This window comes from Micromonospora sp. BQ32 (assembly GCF_059358895.1).
The window spans coordinates 399,128-421,196 of sequence record NZ_JCADBI010000005.1; the positions used below are offsets into that span (position 1 = coordinate 399,128).

Genomic DNA, 22,069 nt, shown 5'->3' on the forward strand with positions numbered 1-22,069 from the left:
GCGACAACGGGGTGGGGTGGTCACGTAGGGTCGCAGCGTGGGACGAATTGATGAACTCGCCAACCGCTACGTGGCCGAGTGGGCGCCGTTGAGCCCCACCGGCGCGACCTTCGTCGGCATCGCCGGCCATGACGATCAGCTCGACGACCTGTCGCCCGACGGCTACCGGGCCCGCGCGGACCTCACCCGCCGGACGCTCACCGAGCTGGAGGTGACCGAGCCGGCGACCGAATCGGAACGGATCGCCAAGGAGGCCATGCAGGAACGGCTCGGCCTGGACCTCGCCCGGTACGACGCGGGCGAGGTGACCAGCGAGGTCAGCGTGATCACCAGCGGGCTGCACGAGATCCGCATGGTGTTCGACCTGATGCCCACCACGACCAGCGACGAGCAGGCCAACATCGCCGCCCGGCTCAACGGCTTCGGCGCCGCGCTGGAGGGCTACAAGACCACGCTGCGTGAGGCGCTCGCCGCCGGCGAGGTCAGCTCGAAGGTGCAGTTGGTCGAGGTGGCCAAGCAGTGCGACATCTGGGTTGACCCGACCGGCGACAACTTCTTCCACGGGCTGGTCGAGCGGCTGGGGGCGGAGGGCACGCTCGGTTCGGAGCTGCGTCGGGGTGCGGCGGCGGCGACCGCGGCGACCGCCGAGTTCGGCCAGTTCCTGCGTACCGAGCTGGCCCCGCACGGGCGGGACAAGCAGGCCGCCGGCCGAGAGCGCTACGAGCTCGCCTCGCAGTACTTCCTCGGTGCCAAGATCGACCTGGACGAGACGTACGCCTGGGGCTTCGCGGAGCTGGCCCGGCTGGAAGCGGAGATGCGGGTCGTGGCGGGGCGCATCTCCGGCACCGGTGCCACCGTCGACGAGGCCGTGGCCGCGTTGGACGCCGACCCGGCCCGGACCATCCAGGGCAAGGAGGCATTCCGGGACTGGATGCAGGCGCTGGCCGACAAGGCGATCACCGAGCTGCACGGCACTCACTTCGACATCCCGGAGCAGGTCCGCCGGATCGAGTGCTGCCTCGCCCCGACCAGCGACGGCGCCATCTACTACACCGGCCCGAGTGAGGACTTCTCCCGCCCTGGTCGGATGTGGTGGGCGGTGCCGCAGGGCATCAGCGACTTCTCCACCTGGCGAGAGGTGACCACTGTCTACCACGAGGGCGTGCCGGGTCACCACCTCCAGGTGGCGCAGACCGCCGTCCGGGCCGACCTGCTCAACCGCTGGCAGCGGCTGCTCTGCTGGGTCTCCGGGCACGGCGAGGGTTGGGCGCTCTACTCGGAGCGGCTGATGGACGAGCTGGGTTACCTGGAGGACCCGGGTGACAAGCTGGGCATGCTCGACGGCCAGGCGATGCGCGCGGCACGGGTGATCGTGGACATCGGCATGCACCTGGAGCTGGAGATCCCGAAGGACAATCCCTTCGGTTTCCACCCGGGCGAGCGGTGGACGCCCGAGCTGGGTTGGGAGTTCATGCGGGCGCACTGCCGGGTTCCGGACGAGAATCTGCGCTTCGAGCTGAACCGCTACCTGGGTTGGCCGGGGCAGGCGCCGTCGTACAAGGTGGGTGAGCGGATCTGGCTCCAGGCCCGCGAGGACGCCAAGGCCCGCAAGGGCGCCGACTTCGACCTGCGGGAGTTCCACCGGCAGGCGTTGGACCTGGGTGCGCTGGGTCTCGACCCGCTGCGCCGGGCGCTGGCCCGGCTCTGACCGGCCCGGCTGCGCGCGTCGACGGTACGACGGCCCCGTCGACGCGCGCAGCCACGCCCCGAGCCGAAACCGCTCGCGCGGTCGCGCGCTCCGCCCGAGGTCGCTCGCGTAGTCGCGCGCTCTCCACCCGAGCTGCTCGCGCCACCCGAGGTCGCTCGCGCGGCGGTGCGCTCAGCCGAGGGTGAGCGCCAACGCCGGGCGGGCGGTCAGCGTGTCGCTGGTGACGTACGCCAGGTCGATGGCGGGGTCGGTGAACGTGATCGGGATGGGCGAGGTGATCGGAAGGCCGTCCGGGAGCGGCAGGTCCGGAGTCAGCGTGATCTTGATGCCGAGTAGTCGGCCGACGAACCGGGTCGCGTAGAACGCCACGTCTCCTCGGACGGTCAGCTGGTCTGTCGCGTACCGCTGGTTGCGACCTGCGGGGCCGTCGGCGCGCAGCAGGAAGTCGGTGGTCACCGCCTCCCGCATGCTGAACTTCAGCACCTTGAGGTCGCCTTTCACGGTGTGCAGGTCCGTGATCCCCTCGAACCGCAGCCCGGTCATCCGTACCGACGACCCGGTGAGCTTCGATGGCGTCTGGGCCACCGTCGGGAGGGCCGGATCGGCGGCGATACGCGGCAGGAGCTTGCCCGGCCGCACCGTTTCCGGCTTGTCGGGTCCTGGTGTGCCGGGCTTGCCCGGGGTCGGCTTGCCCGGGGGCTGCGACGGGCAGTCGGTGGGGCCGGGACGGGGTGTCGGCGTACCCGTCGGCTGGGTTGCCGGCGTGGCGGTGGGGCGCACCGAGGGCGCGGGGTCCTCTTGATCTCCGAGGCCGAGCAGATCGCCGATTCCGTCCAGGATGTCGGTGATCACGTTGCCGCCCCGCTCCGGGCTGGGGGTGGGCGTCGGCGTGGCCGCGCTGCGGCTGGGCGACGGGGTGACGGCCCGGGGCGGGGTGGAACACCCGGTCGGGGCCGGTCGGTTCGGCGCGGCCTGCACCGCTCGGGGCTGGCCGGCCAGGCCGACGGCCGCCAGGCCGAGGACGACGAGAGCGATGGCGAAGGCTCGCGGATCAGCGGCACGTCCCGGTGACTCGGGCGACCCACCCTCGTCGGACGCCCGAACCGTCTCGACCTGCTCGACAGCAGCCTGCTCGATCTCGGCCTGCTCGATCTCCGCGTGCTCGATCTCGGCCTGTCGCGGGATGGGTGGAGTGAGGTGGATCGGCGTCCAGGCGAAGGCGAGCGCGCTGCCGACGATGCCGAGCAGCAGACCGACGAAGAAGCCGCCGAGGTTGAGCCCGATCAGCGAGTACACCGCGGTGACCGCGGCGACGACCGAGTAGAACAGCCGCTGCGCCGGGGTGAACCAGAGCAGCAGCCCACAGGTCACCAGGATGATCGGGATCAGCAGCGAGAGCAGGCCGGTCGCGCCACTGTGGAAGCTGAGGCCGTTGAGGGTCATCCGGGTGGAGGCGAACATCTCCAGCCCGGCCAGGGCGATGAGCAGGCCGCTCCAGAACGGCCGGCTGCGCTGCCAGCGGCGGAAGCGCCGCCACGCCTGAGCCGGGCCACCGGGCCGGGCGTGGGACGGGTTCGCGGTTGTCACGTACTCCTCCTGGCCGAGCGGGGACGGGGACCTGGGCCCGACCCGCGGTGCTGACCACCGCGGGCCGCGGCTCAGCTCAGAAGCACTCCTTGCCCTTGGCGTTGTCACCCACGTTGACCTTGAGTCGGAGGCCGACCAGGTTGAACGTGGCCGCCGTGGTGTAGCGGGACACCTGTTGCAGGTTGGTGATGGTGACGTGGTCGGAGTTCTGGCCGAACGAGCCGGCCTGCGCGGTGGGGTTCAGGTCGGTGGCGTCCCGGCCGATCCTGATGTTGGTGAAGGTCGCGTTGCCGTTCAACGAGTCCATCGCGATCAGCAGGTCCTTGGCGCGGGCGGGTTCCTTGCCCTCGCCGGCGTTGATGGTGAGCACCACCGGCAGGCCGGGCAGGTCGGCACGGACGGACTGGCAGAGGCTGTACAGCTCGGCGCTGCTGATCTCGGAGAGCGCGATCGGGTGGACCTGGCCGGACTTCCCGTCCTTGCCCTTCTCGCGGACGATGCCGCCGTACTGCTTGAAGCCGTCGCCCTCCAGGCGGTCGGCGCCGATCTTGAACGTCTGCCCGGAGACCGTGATGTCGGACGCGATCGCGCCGGTCGACATTCCGAAGAGGATGGCGCCGGCAGCCGCCGTGGCGGGCACCATCATGGCGGCGAAACGCCACCATCGGGTACGACCCTGACTGTCAAACCGATCCTGCACGGGTTCCTCCTCGGGTCGATGCGCGCGAGTGGCCGGTCTCGGACCGGCGGCCCGTACTGGGAGCCCGCGGTCTGTTACCGACTGGTAACCATCGGGCTTGATGGTGCACCCGTTGCGGCGCAGGTCACAACCCCCTGATTACCCGGCGGTAATCGAAGGCCAGCCCAGCGACAGCGGATCATCACGTTCCGTTGAACAACCGAGGGCGGAGTTTCCCCAATTCACTGCCAAGGTCGGCGTTTACCCCCACCCGGAGCAACGGAGAGTAACCAACGCATCGACGAATTACAAAAAGGTAACGAATGTAAAGTAGGCTGAGAGCGCTGATGCGATCTCGCGCCGCGCGACCCTCCCTCAGGCGCCACCGGATGGCTATGCTCTGCGGCGTGCCGCTGATCGATTACTACGGCCCCCAGGGTTGGGGCAGCCAATCACCCCCGTTGCGGCAGCGCCAACAGGTCGCAACCGGCTTGATCCTCTCCGCGCTGGCCGCTGATTCGGCGGCACGGTCGAGCGTCCTCGATGTCGGGTGCGGCGACGGCAGCTTCCTGGCCCATCTCGCGTTCACTGCTCCCGATCGAGACATCCGTTGGATCGGGGTCGACTACTCGGAGCACCAACTCGCGCGGGCGGCTGAGCTGCCGTACGAGTTCCACCGCTGCGACCTCGGAGACGGCCTGCCCCTGCCGGACGCCTCGATCGACCTGGTGCACGCCGGCGAGGTGCTTGAGCATCTGTACGACCCCGACCACCTGCTGGAGGAGTGCGCCCGCGTGCTCCGGCCGGGCGGTCACCTCGTGCTGACCACGCCGAACCTGCAAGCCTGGTACAACAGAGTGCTCTTCCTGGCCGGCGTCCAGCCGATCTTCTACGAGACCTCCACGCGGTCGACCGAGGTCGGCGCCGGGGTGCTACGTCGCCTCAAGACCGACACCATGCCGGTCGGGCATCTGCGCCTGTTCAACCGCACCGCGTTGCTGGATCTGCTCCGCCGTGAAGGGTTCGAGCCGGTCACCCTCCGGGGCGCGGGGTTCCACGGGGTCCCGTCGAGCATGGCGTGGTTCGACTCAGCCATGAGCCGCCGACCCTCGCTCGCCTCGATCCTCGTGGTGTCGGCCGTCAAGCGGTGAAAAGCAGTTCGGTGGGCCCGGCGAACCGGGCCCACCGAACAGGTGACTCAGGGCTCAGAGCGTCGCGGAACGCTCAGTCGCCGACCGCTGCTCGGGCACCGTCTGCTCGGGCACCGTCTGCTCGGTGGAGTCGGCGTCGGGCTTCGGCGCCTCCGACTCGGCGGCCTCACCATCCCGGTCGGCCCGGTGGCTGCCGCCCCGCTTCTCTTCGATCGGCTCGGCCGCAGCGGCCTCTTCGGCGGCAACGGCCTGCTTGCCGGAGCCACGCAGAGCCAGCAGCATGCCGCCGACGATCGCCAGCAGACCGAGCAGTCCGAGCGTGATCGGGCCCCAAAGGCGCACGATCTGAATAGACCGGGCGTTCTCCGCGGCGCGGTCGGCACTGGAGATCACAGTCGCCTCGTTGTAGCGGAAGTCGGCGTTCAGCAGCACCGTCGGCGTGCCCACGTCCGGCACCAGCACCTTGCGCGGCTGGTCGCGGACGTCCACGTACGAGCCGGTGACGGGCTCCACCCAGAACGTACGCGTGTTGGTGTACATGAGTCGGGCGGTCGTGGCCCCTGGGGCGAAGCGCGCCAACAGCACCTTCAGGCTGCTGTCGGCCACCACCAACTGCGACTCGGGGACGGTCTGCTCGAAGCGGTAGGCCTCGACCCCGCGCACCTCGGTGACCTCCTTGAACTGCGCCGGGACGGTCTTGCGAATCTCGCGGTCGTAGACCGGATAGTCCTTCTTCTCGGTGCCGAAGGGGAACTTGTAGACCTGGCCCGCGTAGTTCGCGGGTTGGCCGGTGCCGTCATCGAGCCATGCAGGATCCCACTTGGCGGCGGCACCGCTGACGCGGTCAATGGCGAGTTCGGTGCTGTACTCGCTAATGATCTCGTTGTTGTCGACGCGCCTCACCGACTGGAACACGTCCCAGACAACGGCCTTGCCCTTCAGGTCACCGGTCATCTTCTCCTCGGTGGTCTTCGGCAGCGGGACCACCTCCACAGTTGACCGGAGACCGCCCCGCTCGACGTTCGCAGCGCCTGCCTTGATCTGGAGGAACTCGGCGTCGGCCGCCTCGGCCACGGACTCCGAACGCTTCAGGTCGTACGGCAACTGACTGACCACTGGTGCGACGTACAGTGGCAGCCCCACAGCGGCGACGACCAGCAGGACGCCAAGGCCAAAAAGCGCGGCGCCGACAATCCTCTTCACTGCTCCTCCTTCAATGACAAGGCGAAAAGGCGCCAGCCAGCCAGGCGCTGAAGACATCGACGTCACGGGTGGACGCCGCTGGCATGGCGGCACGTTACTCTCCAGTCACCTCCCTCCGCGACCCCCGGGAAGCTTGATGTTTACTGCCCCCTCCGCCCCCGCGCTTCCGCGTCTGCCGGCCCTCGACGGGGTGCGGGTAATCGGTGCGGCAGCGGTAATTGCCCAACACGTCGGATTCATCACGGGCGTCACCACCCGGGAAACCTGGGGCGGCTGGATCGCGATGATGGATTTCGCGGTCGCGCTCTTCTTCACACTCTCGGGCTTCCTGCTCTTTCGACCCTGGGCACGCGCTGCCGCCACCGGTTCCGCGACGCCGGGTGCCCGACGCTTCTACTGGAAGCGGGCCGTACGGATCCTGCCGGCGTACTGGCTCGCGGTCGTCGTCTGCCTCACCGTGCTCCCGGAGCATGGCGTCGCTCCGTGGGGCGACTGGCTGCGGCATTTCACCTTCACCCACATCTACGAGCACGCACAGATCAGGGCCGGACTGGGTCAGACCTGGAGCCTCGCCACCGAGGTGGTCTTCTACCTGGTGCTGCCGTTGGCGGCGGCGGCACTCGTCGGGAGGCGATGGAGACCTGTCCGCACTGTGACGCTCGCGGGTGTCGGCCTGGCGATCACGGTGGGCTGGATCATCGCGATGGGAACCGGCCTCCTCGACACCGGCCTGCACATCATGTGGTTCCCGTCGTACGCGCTGTGGTTCGCCGCGGGCATCGTGCTCGCCACGATCCACGTGGCGCTTCGGACGTCGACGGCACCCCGCTCGTGGCAGGTCTTCGATCAGCTCGGCTCCGCGCCACTGGCCTGTTGGGGCATCGCGCTCGGGTTGCTCGCCGTGGCCAGCACCTCGGTCACCGGGCCGCGGGGGGTCGCCGCCCCGACGGCCGGGCAGTTCGCCGCGCAGCTCGGGCTCTACGTCGGTGTCGCGGTAATGATCATGATCCCCCTCGTGTTCGGCCCGACCACGCTGATGTCGCTGGCCCTCGGGAGCGCACCGATCCGCTGGCTCGGCACGCTCTCCTACGGCATGTTTCTGTGGCACCCGTTGGTGCTGGAGCTGATCTACCGCGTCGAGGGTCGCGCCTACTTCACGGGCAACCCGTTGCGGATCTACGCGCTCACCCTGTGCGGCGCGATCGCGTGCGCGGCGGTCAGCTACTACGTCGTCGAGCGCCCGGCGCTGCGTTGGGGATCGGCAACCGCGAGGCGCCGTGCGGGCAGGGCGACCGAGCACCAGAGGGCGGTGACGGCGGCCAGCGCCGCCAGCTGAGGCGCCGCGGACGTGTGCGGAAGGGGATCGACGAGCGAGATCCAGCCCGCCGCACCGAAGCAGCCGACCGGGAGCAGCCAGGCCACCAGCCGACTGATCCGGCGCAGCCGTCGCAGCTCACTCCGGTGCAGGTGCGGGGCGAGTATCCCGGGGGCGAGCAGCACCGCCGCTCCGATGGCCACCAGCACGGCCGCCCAGATTCCGCCGACGCTCACCAGCGCCGCAGCACCGACCACGCCGGGCAATAGCCATCCTCGCCGACGCCGTTCCGGTGCGGCCACGATCGACCTCGGCGGGCGGCGGGACGGAAGCACCGCGAGCAGCAGGACGATCCCGAGCAGCGCCGCACCCGCCACCAGGCCCACCCGGTAGGTGCGGTCCGGCGTGAAGCGGAGTACCACGTCCCCACCGACGTTGGGAGGCAGCAACCAGCCCTGTTGCCATCCGTCCAGCACGATTGGCGTCAGCTTGTGCCCCGCCACGGTCGCCTGCCAACCAGGGTTCTCGTTCTCCCGCACGGCCAGGACGGTGCCGCCCGGGTTCGCGGCGACGTGCAGCCGTCGCTCCATCGCCGACCAGTCGTCGATGCGTACCGGGCTCGGCGTCGCGATCGGGCCGGTGCGCCCAGCCGGGTCCAGAACGAGCCTCGTTGGGGTGGTCAGATCACTCGCGGCCGCCACCACCCGCAGCTCGCCCGCGGACAACTCCAGTGGCTTCGACACCTTCTCGCCGCACCCGGTGGCCCGTACCTCCCGGAGTTCCAGCAGTTCCCGGCGGCTGGCCGTGATGGACGTCCGCATCTGCCTGCCGGCGACCTGAAGCGTCGGCCCGCTGCCGCACGGCAACGTGACGCGCACATCAAGGTTCACCCCGATCGGCGGGCCCGCGGGCAGGGTGCTCACCTCGCCGATCCCCAGCGGCAGTCGTTCGGACCTGCCCCTGTACGGGTCGAAACTCTTCACGGAGGTGTTCGCACGGAAGAGGATCGTGACCTCGTCGGTGCGCAACGGCCGGTCGAACCTGAGCAACCCGTCCTTGTCGACCGCGCCCGCGCGCACCCCACCGTCGCCGATGACGGTGACTCGCCAGGGGCGCGCACGGGCCACCGATTCGGCCGACCACAGCCGCAGGCCGCTGATCGTGCGGGTGGTAAGCCAGTTGAGTTTCAGCCACGGACCCTCGTCCTCCGCCGCCGGCAGCCAGGCCGTCGCGGGGTCCCCGTCGAGGACGGCGCCGGGGCGGGCCGCCGGGTCGGGCACCGCGCTGGACGAGGCGGTGGCGCGCGGCGGCAGCGTCAGCGGCCACGACTTCGCCACCTCCGCGTCGAGCAACGCACTGAGCTGCGGGCCGGCCTTCGGCCGCGCCCAGACCGTCGGCGTGTACGAGGCATCGGCCGGCAGGACCACCGTCCGGTCGAGCTGATCACCGTCCTCGGACTCTCGGCCCACTCCCGACCCGCAACGCGGCACGTCGTCGACGAAGAAGCAGGAGTCGGTGGTCGGCGACGAGGTGAGCACCACCGTCGCGGGCCGCTCGGTGGCCGGGCCCGGCGGCGTGGCCAGTGTCCGCGCCGCCCGCACCCCGGGAATCTCCAGCTCCGCGATGCCGACTCGCCCCTGACCGGTCCGGACCGGCCACGCCGCTTCGATGGTGACCCTGATCCGGGTGCTGGAGTGCACGCCGGGAAGACGCACCGTCAACGTCGGCTCGAACGAGTCGACCGTGACCCGCTCCGGGCCACTGCGCACGGTCACCTTCGTGGGCAGCATGTCCGCCTCCGTGTCGAAACGCAGCCGCACCTCCGAGACCTTCCTCGGCTCGACGAGTTCGACCTCCAGCCACTGGCGGGTGGGGGCACTGGGGGCGGTGCGCCACGAGGTCGACGGGTCGCCGTCGACCGCCGCGTACGGCAGGTGAGCTGGGCGGGATCCGCTCAGGGGGTGGGCCTGGGCCCAGGAACTGGAGGCAGTGACCCCGTTGATCCCGACGTACCGCGCCACCGTGGCGTACTCGTCCCCCCAGGCCGGCAGGTAGTCGCGCGCGATCCCGCCGAGCAGGGGCGACTGGTCGGCTTCGGTGGTGGCCGACGCGTTGTCGTGCAAGAGCCCGAAGGTCACCTCCCGACGACGCATGCCGTCGGTCAGCAGCACCGGGCCCAGCGCCTGACCGTTCGGCAGGTCGCCGGCGAGCACCGTGGGTGCCGCAGCGAGCCGGCGGGCCGCGGCGATGTCCAGCAGCGATTCCGGCCCGCCGACCACCGTCGAGATCGCCGTGGCGTCGTACGCGACTGCGGGCTGGACGACCTGCTGGACCTCGTACACCTGCAGGGCGCGGGTCGGCACGTCCAGGCCCTGGTCCCGGTACCCGCCGAAGGCGCGTCCGCCACCGACCATCGGGCCGAAGGCGGCGACCAGTCGCAGTCCGGGAGAGCGGTCCATGGCCTGCCGCGCCTGTAGTGGGCGAGCAGCACGGGACGCCCCGTAGTCGAGGTCCGACCGGAGCAGGACGTATCGCACCCCGGACCGGGCGAGCAGTTCGGCCAGGCCGTCCGAACCGGCGCCGGTGCTCACCACCGATTCGACGGCGTCGAGGAGCCTGATCGTTGCCGGCGGGGTCAGCGGGATCGAGTTGCGCACCGCCCAAGAGCTCTTCAGCAGGGGTTGGGTGATCTCGTCGGCGGGGCTTCCCCACTGGTAGTCCGGAAAGCGGGCCGCCGGTGCCACCAGCACGCGGTCGCGCCCGAGGTTGGCGTCCAGCCAGCTACCGGCGGCCTGCCAGTAACCGGGGACGCTGTCGAAACTGCCTTTGGTCGGCAGTTGACCAGCGAGGGCAGGGCTCGCGATGGCGGCGATTCCGGTCAACGCCACGACCTTGACCACGATCGCGCGTTTCTTGGCCGGGTGCCATCGGCGGCCGGCCACCGCGGCCGTGCGGGCGAAGACGCCGAGCAGGTGCGTCAGGCCGAGGATCAGCGGTAGTCGCAGCACCACGTCGAACTTGTGCACGTTGCGCAGCGGTGCGCCCGCTCGGTCGAGGAAGGACCGTTGCGAGTCGGCGAAGAGGCCGTCGACGGCGGCGACGTGCCCCATTCCGACCAGGGCGATGCCGACGAGCAGGCCGGTGACGAGGAAGCGCCGGTGCGGCATCCCGCTGCGGGCCAGGCCGGCGAGACCGAGACCGGCGACCACGATGGTGGCGATGACCAGCGGGCCGTCGAGCGCGAGCTGGGCGCCGGCGCCCCAGGACCGGCCGTAGGCGAGCCAGTGCGACGTCCCGCGCATGGTCGTCACCAGGTCGGTCACCCGGGTGGTCACGGGGGCCGTCTCGATGTAGTCGAGGAACGGCGGACTGTACTTGCCGAGCAGCAGCAACGGCACCAACCACCAGGCGGTCGCGGCGGCGACCGCCACTCCCCACGCGCCGACCGCGAGGAGCCGACGACGCATCGGCCGCAGGGTCACCAGCCACAGCACCGCCAACGGTACGACCGCGAGCACGGCTGTGGCGTTGACGCCGCCCGCGCATGCGACGGCCAGTGCGGACCAGGCGACGGCCCGGCGCAGCGGAGCGCCGTGGGCCAGTCCGATCAGGGGTACGAGCACCCAGGGGGCGATCGCGCTGGGCCATGCCTCGACCGAGATCGGCCCGAGTTCGGTGACGATCCTGGGGGAGAGCGCGAACGCGACGCCCGCGATGATCCGGGCCGCCGGCGTGCCGATGGCCAGCCGCTCGGCCAGTTTGATGACCCCGACGCAGGCGACGCACATCAGCAGTGCCCACCAGAGACGTTGCACCACCCAGGCGGGTACAGCCATGGCGTCGCCAGCTGCGAAGAATGGTCCCATCGGCCATAGATAGCCGTACGCCTGGTTCTGTAGTTGACCGAACGACCCGGCTGGATTCCAGACGTGCAATGCGCGTTCGAGCCATCCGCCGGGATTTGTCGCAAGATCGACCTTGGTGTCCATCACGATCTTGCCGGGTTCCTGCAGGAACGCCAGCGCCGTGAGTGCGACGCAGACCGATGCCGCCCGTAGTCGCCACACCGCCGAGGAAGCGCCGTAGGGCACCGGCCCTTCCGCCGCCTGCGATGCCTCGCGCATTTCGCCCCTCCCGTCTACTGCCGGCCGCGAGGTGCACATCGGACCGACGCGTCGACCCATTGCGGGTTCGGACACAAGCGCCTTAGGGTGGCGCGATCGCGAACACTACTCGGCAGTAGGAGCAGCGGGTGCAGACCCTCGACGGCCCCGGACGGCACGTACTGTTCCTCAACTGGCGCGACACGCGCAATCCGGAAGGCGGGGGTTCGGAGGTCTATGTCGAACGCATCGCCGAAGAGTTGATAGCGCACGGGCACCGCGCGACGCTATTGTGCGCCAACCACCCGGGCGCACCCCGCGAGGAGACGACAGAACACGGTTTACGGATCCTTCGACTGGGCGGTCGGCATACCGTTTACCTGCGGGCCGCACTCGCCTATCTCGCCGGCCTGATCGGGCTCGGCCCACTGCGGGCGCGGTCGCTCGGCCGACCCGACCTGATCGTCGACGTGTGCAACGGGTTGCCCTTCCTCTCCCCGCTGTATGCGCGCTGCGCCATCGTCATCCTCGTGCACCACGTGCACCGTGAGCAGTGGCCGGTGGTCCTCGGCACCTGGGGTGCCCGGATCGGATGGTGGATCGAGTCGAGCTTCGCGACGCGCATCTACCGGCGGTGCCGCTACGTGACCGTGTCGTCCGCGACCCGTGACGAACTGGCACTGCTGGGGGTCGATCCGGCTCGGGTCACGGTGGTCTACAACGGGACTCCGGAATTGACGCCCGACACCGCCCCTCGCACCCCCGACCCCTCGCTCCTGGTGCTGTGCCGGCTCGTTCCCCACAAGCGGGTGGAGATTGCCCTGGAAGCGGTGGCGCGACTCGCGGCGGAATTTCCGAGCCTGCGGCTGACCATCGCAGGACAGGGCTGGTGGGAAACCCGACTACGCCAAGTCGTGGACATACTGGACATCGCTGACCGGGTGCATTTTGCTGGCTTCGTATCGGAGTCGGAGAAGCACGAATTGCTCTGCTCGACATGGGTCACCCTGACCCCTTCCCTGAAAGAGGGATGGGGTCTGACGATCGTCGAGGCGGGCGCAGTTGGCACGCCGACCGTCGCGTTTCACGAAGCGGGCGGCGTGACCGAGGCAATCGTCGCCGGGGAAACCGGCCTACTCGCCCATGACACGGATGACTTCGTCGCACAGGTACGGCGTCTTCTGGCCGACGACGTGTTTCGCCTCGAAATGGGAAAGGCGGCGCAGTCGCACGCTGCCTGCTTCACCTGGTCGGCATCGGGAAACCGTTTCGCCGACCTCGTACGAGCCGTCACCGACGGCGGGCCGAAGCCGGCGGCAGGCTAGCGGACGCCGTAGTGCTGAGGGTCGCCGTTGTCGTCGGACGTGCTCGCCGCGGTGCCTGACGAAACGACGAGCTGCTGCGTCATGGCACCCAGCGCCACCACCGCCAGCACCGCACCGACCACCGCGGCCAGCATCAAGGTAAGCGGCTTCGGCATTGTGTACCCTCCTCCATCGATAAGCGTGGCGGCACGTTACCACGCGGTAGGACGGCGCAACAGGCTCACAGTCGCGAGCAGGAGCATCGCCAGGGCGCAGCAGAGGCTCAGGACCAGCGGCCACCCGGCACGCCGCCCCACACCGGCCGGCGACACCGTCGGATTCCGGTAGAGCGTCAGCTCCGAACCAGTGTGGACGACCTGTAGCCCGTCCAGCACCTGCGTCGGGACCGTTCCTCCCGACCGGTGCTGCACCACCACCCACCGCAGGTCACTGCCCGCCAGCGAGCGCCGTTCGACGAGCGCCGCGCGGAGCCGCGCCACCCGGCCGCTCTCCCCGTCCACCGTCCGGTCACCGACGAGGAGAGTGTCGTCCGTGACCACCTCCACCGGGAGATAGCGCGCCAGCGGGTCGATCACCACCGTGCCATGGTTCCACCGGTACGACCGGTACATGCTCATCGGCAACGAGAGGGTCGGCCCAGGCTCCTCAACGACCGCCCTCGCGACGACAGCCCACTCCTGCGGGTAGCGGACCGGTTGCAACCGGCCGGCGACGCCGTACGCCAGATCGGGAAGGACCGCCACCGGCAGCAGCACAAGCCCGACCAGGGCCAGGCGGTCCGCGGGCTGCTTCAGGCGCGCTGCCACCCGTTCGCCACCGAGCGCCACACAGAGCACCAGGCAGAGCACGTACGGGATGAGGAGTTTCTGACCGTCGCGAAGCAGGCCGGCACCGGGCACCTCCGCCACCAGCCAGCGCAGCGCGGCCGCGCCGCCGGGCAGCGTCGCGAAGGCGGCACCCACGAACGAGCCGACGGACAGCACGCCCAACCGGGTCGCCACCCCCGCCGGTGAGCGGTCACGCAGCACCGGAAAGCCGAGGGCGGCGAGGACGAGCAGCCCCACCGTGACGACCGGCACGAGCAGAGCTTCCCGACTGGCCGGGGTGGTCAGCGAGTTCCAGATCCCACCTGTGCCAGCGAGCGCGACGAGCGGACCGCCCCAGTTCTCGCCCCGGGCGGCAAAGGCCGCCACACCATCGGGGTCCGAACGACCACCGGCGGTAGTCACCAAAGCCGCGACCAGCCAGGGCAGGTTGAGCGCGGCCACGGCACCGAGCGCCGCGCCGCACGCCCGCCTGCCGGGGCCACCGCGACCCAGGAGCAGCACCGAGACCGTCGTCAGGGCCAGCAGGCCCCCGGTGGGAGTGATCGCCGCGGCAGCAGCGGCCACCACCAACCGCGGCAGCGCCCCGGGGCGGCCCTCGCGCAGACCGATCGCGGCCCGGACCAGCCAGGGCAACGCGGCGTACGCCAGCAGCAGACCCCACTGCCCCAACAGCAGCCGCTCGGCCAGGAACGGCGTCCAGGCGTACCCGATGGCCGCGACGAGGCGGGTCAGCTCACGTCGTGCCGGCACCAGACGGCCCGCACCCACCACGGCGAACCAGATGATCGCGACGAGTGCGATCCGTTGCAGCAGCCAGCCGGGCACCGCCAGGTTGAGCAGGGACACCACCGCGTCCTGCGGCACGGCACGCGGGAGCGCGTCACCCGAGGCGAACAGATCCCATCGCAGTGGCTGCCGAGGTACGAAGACCATGTCGTAGCGCAGCACGTAGCCCGGTCGGATCAGGGGCGCCAGCACGAGGAGGGCCGTGACGGCGGCGGTGACGTGCAGGCGCAACCGACCAGGCTGGTCAGCGCTTACGGAGGACAAGGACCAGGTTCCAGGTGAGGACCTCGCGTACGCCGGGAACGCGGACCACGCCCTTGGCCCACGCCGGCAGGTAGCGCGGCAGGATGTCGACGACCTCGGCCTCGGACTGCTGTCGGGCCCAGCGAAGCATCTCGCCGACCGAGACGGCGTACATGCTCTCGCCGAAGACGTTCTTTGGCCGCCGACCCTGCTTGCGCTCATACCGCCGCGCCGCGCGGTGCCCGCCCAGGTAGTGCCAGGGCGACGTCTCGTGACCGCCCCACGGCGACAGCCAGTTGGTGAAGGACAGGAAAATCGTGCCACCAGGACGGGTCACGCGGAGCATCTCGTCGGCCATGGCGTACGGCCGCGGCACGTGTTCGAGCACGTTGGAGGAGAAACAGACGTCGACCGCGCCGGTGCGAACGGGCATGTCGAGCGCACTTCCCATCACACCGCCCGACACGACCTCACCTCGCGCGGACATCTCGCCCGCGTCGCAGTCCACGCAGACGATCCGCGCACCGGCCCGGGTGAGTGCCTCGGCGAAGTAGCCGGCACCCCCTCCGACGTCCAGAACGACGGCACCCGGCAGGTCAGCGTAGGTCTGAAGCTGGTCGACGGTGTCCTGCGCGAGCAGGCCGTAGAAGAAATCAGGATCGGTCTGCTCCACGCGAAACGCACGGAACAGGCGCACCGATCGTGCCAGGTCAGCGCGGTGAGCACCGGGGAGCTTCACGCGTGGCTCCTATTTGTGGCCAGGACGGGATGGTGTGTTGGCGACGCCCGGAAATCGTCCGTGGTGAGACCCTGCCCGAGCCGGTCGCGCGGGGAGACGTTAGCCCCTCCACCGGGCGCAGTCGACCGGCCGGACGGCCGACTACCGCCCCACACCGCCCCGTTCGTCTCTGTACCCTGTGTGCGCCCGACGGTTGCCCACCCTGCCGTCACGACGGCGGGGAGAAGCGGAGTCAGGCGGCCAGCATGAGAGGGACGACCGCACCGGTGTCCGACGCCGGCCGGATGGCGGTGACCGGCGGCGCCGTAATGGCCGCAGCGACCCTGACCAACGGGCTGGCCTACCTGGTGCCCATGCTCGGTGCCCGCCACCTCACCGCCGCCGACCTCGGAGCACTGGCGACCGTACAGGCTCTCGTCGCCATCGCCGGCGTGGCTGGCGCGGGTCTCCAGACCGCCGTCGCCGTGCACCGGGCACGTCATCAGCACACGGCGACTGTACGAGTCACCCTCGCAACGGCAGCCGTCACCGCCGGCATCCTGGTGGCGGCCATTCCCCTGATCGTCACAGGCCTGCACCTGCCGATCGAGGTGGTGGCCCTGCTGGTGGGCATGACGCTCCCCGTCGTCCTGGCTGCCGGGTGGCTCGGCGAGTTGCAGGGGGACCAGCGGTTCCTGCGCCTGGCGATGGGAATGGGCGTGCTGGCCGTCGGGCGCTACGCCGGCGTCATCGGTGGGCTCGCCCTCGGCGGCGGCCTGGTCGGCTCGTTGCTGGCCGGTCTTGTCTGCTCCTACGTCGCTCTGCCGATCCTGCGCCTGATCGCCGGGCCAGGAGCCGCGGTGATCAGGGCCCCGGCGGGGGCAGGCCACCCGGCCGGCGGTTCGACGCTGGGTCTGCGGCAGGTCAGCACGGCCAGCAGCGCCACCCTGGCGATGTTGGTCGCGTCGTACGCCGACCTCATCCTGGCCCGGCAACTGCTGACACCGACGGAGTCCGGCGCGTATTCGGTCGGGACGGTCCTCACCAAGGGAGCGCTCTGGGCGCCGCAGGTGGTCACCGTGCTGACCCTTCCCCGGATGGCCCGCCTCGACGGCAGGACACGGCGGGCCGCTTGGGCCGTCGTCGGCGCGTGCGGCACCGCACTCGTCCTCGGCTCCGCGCTGGCCGGCGGTCTCGCCTTCCGGCTCGCCGGTGGGCAGGACTACGCCGCACTCGGCAGATACGCACCGTTCTTCGCCGCCACCGGCGCCTGCTACGCTCTGGCATTTGTGCTGATCAACGCACAGATCGCGAGCGGAGCCCGCTGGCCATCGGTGCCTCTCTGGGTGGCGGCTGGCGGGCTGGTGCTCGTGGCGGTCTTTCTGGCGCCGCACACCTTCGCCGGCATCATGTGGACCGCCACCGCCGCTGCCGCGGCTGCCGCGCTCGCCCTGGCGGTCGTCGTCCGTGCGTCGGCGCGGCGCCGCAGCCCACCGGTGGGGCCGATGCCGCACACCGTCGCACCACCGCACCGCGCCGGTCGGGTCAGCTGACGTCCCTCTTGAACAGGACTGAATTGACGTATCGCGGTCGAGGGAGGACGACCCGTCGCACGAAACTCTGGTGGATTCGCGCTATCGCGTCACGCTGATGGCCCCGGATGTCGAAGTCAGCGAGCGGCAACCACTCCCGCCCCGGCAGCACGTACCCGCGGTAACCCCATTCGGTCAACAGATCGATGATCGGGGCGACCGGTTGGACCCGCTCCTCGACCTCCACCAGCAGCACCGGGCCGTCTCGGTGGATCGTCTCGGCCGCGCCGCGCAACGTCGGCAGCTCGTGCCCTTCGACATCGATCTTCAAGAACCGCACGTCGCTGAGGCCCAGGCCATCGATCGTCACGCGGGGGACGGTCACCGAGCGACCGGCACCGTACTCCAGCGATGAGGTGCCCACGGCGGGGCCACTCTCCGGCAGGAACAACTCGGCGCTTCCCTCATGATCGGACGCCACCGCGCGGACGACCCGCACCTCGGGGAAGGCGCGCGCGATGCTTCGCGCCAGCTCCTCGTTCGGCTCGAAGGCGACGACGTGGTCGGCCAGCTTGCGCATCCTCCGAGTCCACGGCCCGTACCAGGCGCCGACGTCGAGGGCGGTGCCGCCCTTCGGCATGAATTCCGCCAGGTGCGCGAGCTCAGGCTCGATTCGTGGATAGACCGCGCGGATGGCGCCCGCCACGGCCCGGTCGGGAAGCAGCGACGCCACGTGCGAGCTCACCGCGGTCAGCAGACCGGTCGAAGACGGCATGAGCGTAGAGGGTACGGGTCGATGGCACACCTGAACAGGCATTCGGGCACCGGTCACGATTCCATGGACAACCAGTCCTTGAGGAGTCGGTGGTCGATCGAATCCACCCGACCGAGTGGACGCCCCGAGGCCGCCCGGTCCCTCAGCTCCGCCCGGGTGAACCAACGCGCCTCCAGCAGCTCCTCGCCGTCGACGCGTACCTCGTCGGAGGTGGCGGTGGCCCGGAAGCCCACCATCAGGCCGGCGGGGAACGGCCACGCCTGCGACCCCTGGTAGGTCACGTCGGTGACGGTCACGCCCGCCTCCTCGGCCATCTCCCGACGGACCGCGTCCTCCAGGCCCTCGCCGACCTCGACGAAGCCAGCCAGCGTCGAGTACGCGTCCTCGGCCGCACCGGCGTGCCGGGCCAGGAGGCAGCGCCCCGACCGACCGGGTGCCTCGACCAACACGATGACCGCCGGCTCGATCCGGGGGAACAGCAGACGTCCGCACTCCGCGCCGGTGCAGGTCCGCAGGTGTCCGCCGCCGCCGGCGACGGCCGGCGCGCCGCACGTCCCGCAGAATCGCTGCTGCCGGTGCCAGTGCAGCAAACCCCTGGCGTACGCCTGGACGGCCGCGTCGCCGGGTTCGAGCCGCCCGACCAGCGCCCGCACGTCGACGGACCGCACCGCGCCGGCCATTTCGACGGCGGACCGCTCGGGGAGTGCGGAGAGGTCCGCGGCGAACACGGCGACGTCCCCGTCGAGCCCCAGGAATACGGTCTCGCTGGCGGCGGTCCGGACCAGCGCCGCCCGGTCCGCGTTGAGCCGAACCGGCCCGTGGCCGTCGACGAGACAGCGGTCCCGCCACATCGGCAGCAGCACGGTGGTCGGCTCGGTGAGCAGCGCGCCCAACCGCGTCGGATCGGTGCGCAACGGGCCCGCCCGGTCCAGCCAACCGCCCCCGTACGCCAACACCCGCTCCGCAGTGTCCACCCGGCCACCGTGCCACGTCGGTGATCCGTCATCGGCACCGACCCCGGGTCGGTGCGACACGCCGAACGACACGCGGTAGCAGCACCTGGTGGGCGCAGCCCACGAGGACCGCCGAGCATTCGTTACCGTAGGTGCCTCCGGGAGGGAGGACCTCCCGCGGCACCCTGGCGATCGAGGTTGCAGTGACGCTGTACGGCGAAAAGAGTCCACCCGCCGACGACCGGCCCACCGTGCAGGTCACCGCGGTTACCTGGCCGGACGATGGATCTGAGCCGGTCACCACAGCCGCCCCCGGCAAGCTGGACGGCGGCCCTCGCCGCCCGCGCCGGGTGCGGATGCTGCTCGCCGCCGGCATCACCGGCGGCGTCCTCGCCGCCGTGGCGGGTGCCGGTGCCTGGGCGTACGCCGGTGACGTTCCCCGTGGCACCAGTGTGCTCGGCACCGAGCTGGGCGGCCGGAGCCGTGCGGACGCCGACCGGGAGTTGCGGGCGGAGTTGGACCGGCGGGCGGCGACGCTGTCCACACCGCTGAAGGTCACCGTCGACGGGCGGACCGCCGAGATCAACCCGGCCGACGTGGGGCTGGCCGTCGACGTGCCGGCGACCGTCGCGGCCGCGGCTGAAGCCGACGCGCACCCGGTCAGCCGGCTGGTCGGCTCCCGCACCGTCGAGCCGGTGGTGACCGTCGACGTGGGCCGGTTGGACGACGCGCTCCGTAAGGTGCTCGGCAAACAGGCCCAGGGCATGACGATGCCGGCGATCACCTATCAGGGCACCACCCCGAAGGTCGTACAGCCCAAGCCCGGGCTGGCGTTGAACCCGCAGCGCTCCGCCGAGGTGGTCCGCGCCGGCTGGCTGGCCGGCGCCCCGGTCACCGTGCCCCTGGTGGAGACTCATCCGGCGACCACCCCGGAGGAGTTGGACCGGTTGGTCAGCGAGCTGGCGAAGCCGGCGGTCGCCGCACCGGTCACCCTGCGCACCAACAAGGGCCAGGTGACGGTCCCGCCCGCCGCCATCGCAAAGAGCCTGCGATTCAGTGCCGACAAGACCGGCAAGCTCACCCCGGCGGTCGACGTCAAGCGGCTGCGGGCGGCGCTCGGCGACAAGCTGGCCGCCATCGAGGTGCCGCCGAAGGACGCCACGATGACGATTTCCGGTGGCCGGCCCACCGCCAAGGAGGGGCGATCCGGGCAGCAGCTCGACACAGCGGCCCTCAGTCGGGACCTGCTGGCCGTGCTGCCGAGGGCGGACGGCCGTGAGGTGACCGGCGAGCTGAAGCCGACGCCGCCGCAGCTGACCGGGGAGAAGCTCGCCGGCCTCGGCATCAAGGAGCGGGTCTCCACCTTCACCACCCGGTTCACCGGCGGCATGGCCTCGTCGCGCAGCCAGAACATCGCGACCATCGCGCGGAAGGTGGACGGCACGGTCGTGCTGCCCGGAAAGACGTTCTCGCTCAACGGGCACACCGGTGAGCGCGGCTACGCCCAGGGCTACCGGGACGCACCGGTCATCCTCGACGGCAAGCTGGTGCCGGGCGTCGGCGGTGGCACCTCACAGTTCACCACCACGCTGTTCAACGCGACCTACTACGCGGGCCTGGAGGACGTCGAGCACAAGCCGCACTCGTACTGGTTCGACCGGTACCCGGCGGTCATCGAGTCGACCATCTTCTGGCCGAATCTGGACTTCAAGTTCCGCAACAACACCGAGTACGGCGTGCTCATCGACACGTCGTACACGTCCAGCTCGATCACCGTGTCGATCTGGAGCACGAAGATCTACGACAGCGTGAAGACGGAGTACGGGCCACGCCGCAACATCACCACGCCGAAGCAGATCCATTTGGCGCCCGGCCCGTCGTGCATCGAGACCAACGGCATCAACGGCTTCACCCAGGACGCCTTCCGGGTCATCAAGAAGGGCGGTGTGGTGGTCAAGCGGGAGAAGTTCACCTGGCGCTACGACGCGGAACCCCGTTACGTCTGCGGGCCCAAGAGGTCTTGAGGTCCCGCCCGCTGCGGGGTCGACCTTGCTTTGAGGTCGACCCCGCCCTGAGGTCGACCCTGCTCTGGCCCAGCTCAGTTCGAGGTCAGCTCAGTTTCGAGGTCAGCTCTGCGGCGTTACCGCCATGCCCGTTGCGCTTGCCGCCCTGCGATGGCATTGGCACCGTGCGAGTCTCCTGGACCCGGATCTCGGCCCGGAACCGGTGCGCCGCGGGGTGCCACATCTCCTCGAACGGGCCCATCACCTCGCCACCGATGCCACGACGACGTACCCGCGACGCGAGCCACCAGAGGGCTCCCAGGACCGCCGCCACGCAGCCCGCGAACACCAGGAATATCAGGACCTCATCCACAGGCCGAGCCTAGCCCCAGACGCCACTGACCACACCAGCTGCCGCCCGCACCGTCCGCCTGGCCCGCCGGGGCGGACCGTGAACGCAACATCCGGGTTGTAGTGGTGTCAGCGGGTCAGTGAGGCCACTACAACCCGGATCGAGCGTGACCCTGGCGGGCTCTCGGGTCATCGAGTCACCCTGGCATCAGGGAAACCGGGTCGATAAACGCCCTCATCGGGGGTGGACGCGAGAAACGGGCCCCTTATCCGGGGGGTGGAACGCAGAAAAGGCCACCCCGATGGGGGTGGCCTTTTCTGGAAGATTGTCCGGCGGCGTCCTACTCTCCCACACCCTCACGAGTGCAGTACCATCGGCGCTGGAGGGCTTAGCTTCCGGGTTCGGAATGTAACCGGGCGTTTCCCCTCCGCCATGACCGCCGTAACTCTATGAACATATCAAACAACCCCGGCACCACACTCACGGGTGTTCGCTTGTTCAGAGTTGCACAGTGGACGCGTAGCAGCTTAGTAGTCAAGTCCTCGGCCTATTAGTACCGGTCAACTGAACCCGTTACCGGGCTTACATTTCCGGCCTATCAACCCAGTCGTCTAGCTGGGGGCCTTACCCCACCAAGGTGGGTGGGATACCTCATCTTGAAGCAGGCTTCCCGCTTAGATGCTTTCAGCGGTTATCCCTTCCGAACGTAGCTAACCAGCCGTGCCCTTGGCAGGACAACTGGCACACCAGAGGTTCGTCCGTCCCGGTCCTCTCGTACTAGGGACAGCCCTTCTCAAGTATCCTACGCG

At 70.1% G+C, this 22,069-nt stretch carries 16 protein-coding genes and 2 rRNA genes; 6 read left to right on the forward strand and 12 right to left on the reverse strand.

Going from position 1 to position 22,069, the window contains the following annotated elements; all coding sequences use genetic code 11:
* Positions 1–37 precede the first annotated feature (37 nt).
* Positions 38–1,708 (forward strand): DUF885 domain-containing protein, encoded by a 1,671-nt coding sequence (locus AC5L30_RS14000; RefSeq protein ID WP_494867638.1) that lies wholly within the window; start codon positions 38–40, stop codon positions 1,706–1,708.
* A 171-nt stretch (positions 1,709–1,879) separates the two neighbouring features.
* Here AC5L30_RS14000 and AC5L30_RS14005 read toward each other — a convergent pair whose 3' ends face one another.
* Together AC5L30_RS14005 and AC5L30_RS14010 are read right to left on the reverse strand one after the other, a co-directional pair.
* On the reverse strand, positions 1,880–3,295 hold the full coding sequence (locus tag AC5L30_RS14005; RefSeq protein WP_494867639.1) for a DUF6114 domain-containing protein: 1,416 nt from the start codon (positions 3,293–3,295) through the stop codon (positions 1,880–1,882).
* Positions 3,296–3,371: 76 nt separating this feature from the next.
* Positions 3,372–3,995: a DUF6230 family protein gene (locus AC5L30_RS14010; RefSeq protein WP_494867641.1), complete on the reverse strand. Its 624-nt coding sequence runs from the start codon at positions 3,993–3,995 to the stop codon at positions 3,372–3,374.
* A 386-nt stretch (positions 3,996–4,381) separates the two neighbouring features.
* Here AC5L30_RS14010 and AC5L30_RS14015 point away from each other — a divergent pair, with 386 nt between their 5' ends.
* A complete protein-coding gene (locus tag AC5L30_RS14015; RefSeq protein WP_494867642.1) occupies positions 4,382–5,125 on the forward strand; it encodes a class I SAM-dependent methyltransferase in 744 nt (247 codons plus the stop codon).
* 54 nt (positions 5,126–5,179) lie between these two features.
* Here the strand turns inward: AC5L30_RS14015 and pgfA are convergent, their stop codons facing one another.
* Positions 5,180–6,328 (reverse strand): cell envelope lipid trafficking protein PgfA, encoded by a 1,149-nt coding sequence (gene pgfA, locus AC5L30_RS14020; protein ID WP_494867680.1) that lies wholly within the window; start codon positions 6,326–6,328, stop codon positions 5,180–5,182.
* Positions 6,329–6,464: 136 nt separating this feature from the next.
* On the opposite strand from pgfA, the gene AC5L30_RS14025 reads away from it, so the two are divergent.
* The gene (locus tag AC5L30_RS14025; RefSeq protein WP_494867644.1) at positions 6,465–7,664 is read left to right on the forward strand and encodes an acyltransferase family protein; all 1,200 of its coding nucleotides are present in this window, start codon (positions 6,465–6,467) and stop codon (positions 7,662–7,664) included.
* On the opposite strand, the gene AC5L30_RS14030 is transcribed toward AC5L30_RS14025, so the two are convergent.
* A complete protein-coding gene (locus tag AC5L30_RS14030; protein ID WP_494867645.1) occupies positions 7,553–11,767 on the reverse strand; it encodes an alpha-(1->3)-arabinofuranosyltransferase in 4,215 nt (1,404 codons plus the stop codon). The genes AC5L30_RS14025 and AC5L30_RS14030 overlap by 112 nt on opposite strands.
* Positions 11,768–11,895: 128 nt before the next feature.
* Between AC5L30_RS14030 and AC5L30_RS14035 the strand changes: the two genes are divergently transcribed.
* Positions 11,896–13,071: a glycosyltransferase family 4 protein gene (locus AC5L30_RS14035; protein WP_494867646.1), complete on the forward strand. Its 1,176-nt coding sequence runs from the start codon at positions 11,896–11,898 to the stop codon at positions 13,069–13,071.
* Here the strand turns inward: AC5L30_RS14035 and AC5L30_RS14040 are convergent.
* The 3 genes from AC5L30_RS14040 to AC5L30_RS14050 are packed head-to-tail and all read right to left on the reverse strand — an operon-like array spanning position 13,068 to position 15,666.
* Entirely contained in the window at positions 13,068–13,226 is a 159-nt protein-coding gene (locus AC5L30_RS14040; RefSeq protein ID WP_157563198.1) for a hypothetical protein, read from the reverse strand. The genes AC5L30_RS14035 and AC5L30_RS14040 overlap by 4 nt on opposite strands.
* Before the next feature lie 36 nt (positions 13,227–13,262).
* Positions 13,263–14,948 (reverse strand): MmpA family trehalose lipid delivery protein, encoded by a 1,686-nt coding sequence (locus AC5L30_RS14045; RefSeq protein ID WP_494867647.1) that lies wholly within the window; start codon positions 14,946–14,948, stop codon positions 13,263–13,265.
* Positions 14,929–15,666 carry a class I SAM-dependent methyltransferase gene (locus AC5L30_RS14050; RefSeq protein WP_494867649.1) on the reverse strand — a complete coding sequence of 246 codons (738 nt, stop codon included), beginning with the start codon at positions 15,664–15,666 and terminating at the stop codon, positions 14,929–14,931. Before AC5L30_RS14050 ends, AC5L30_RS14045 begins: the two co-directional genes overlap by 20 nt.
* 245 nt (positions 15,667–15,911) lie before the next feature.
* Here AC5L30_RS14050 and AC5L30_RS14055 point away from each other — a divergent pair, with 245 nt between their 5' ends.
* Positions 15,912–17,198: a lipopolysaccharide biosynthesis protein gene (locus AC5L30_RS14055; RefSeq protein WP_494867651.1), complete on the forward strand. Its 1,287-nt coding sequence runs from the start codon at positions 15,912–15,914 to the stop codon at positions 17,196–17,198.
* Here AC5L30_RS14055 and AC5L30_RS14060 read toward each other — a convergent pair.
* The gene (locus AC5L30_RS14060) at positions 17,191–17,952 is read right to left on the reverse strand and encodes an FkbM family methyltransferase (protein WP_494867653.1); all 762 of its coding nucleotides are present in this window, start codon (positions 17,950–17,952) and stop codon (positions 17,191–17,193) included. The two genes, AC5L30_RS14055 and AC5L30_RS14060, sit on opposite strands and share 8 nt — an antisense overlap.
* A gap of 53 nt (positions 17,953–18,005) precedes the next feature.
* Positions 18,006–18,926 (reverse strand): NAD(+) diphosphatase, encoded by a 921-nt coding sequence (gene nudC / locus AC5L30_RS14065; RefSeq protein WP_494867654.1) that lies wholly within the window; start codon positions 18,924–18,926, stop codon positions 18,006–18,008.
* A 182-nt stretch (positions 18,927–19,108) separates the two neighbouring features.
* Here nudC and AC5L30_RS14070 point away from each other — a divergent pair, with 182 nt between their 5' ends.
* On the forward strand, positions 19,109–20,929 hold the full coding sequence (locus AC5L30_RS14070) for a VanW family protein (protein WP_494867655.1): 1,821 nt from the start codon (positions 19,109–19,111) through the stop codon (positions 20,927–20,929).
* Between the two features lie 85 nt (positions 20,930–21,014).
* On the opposite strand, the gene AC5L30_RS14075 is transcribed toward AC5L30_RS14070, so the two are convergent.
* The 3 genes from AC5L30_RS14075 to AC5L30_RS14085 all read right to left on the reverse strand — a co-directional run.
* On the reverse strand, positions 21,015–21,281 hold the full coding sequence (locus AC5L30_RS14075) for a hypothetical protein (RefSeq protein WP_494867656.1): 267 nt from the start codon (positions 21,279–21,281) through the stop codon (positions 21,015–21,017).
* Between the two features lie 306 nt (positions 21,282–21,587).
* Positions 21,588–21,704 (reverse strand): 5S ribosomal RNA (gene rrf / locus AC5L30_RS14080).
* An 86-nt stretch (positions 21,705–21,790) separates the two neighbouring features.
* A 23S ribosomal RNA gene (locus AC5L30_RS14085) occupies positions 21,791–22,069 on the reverse strand; the annotation flags it as partial.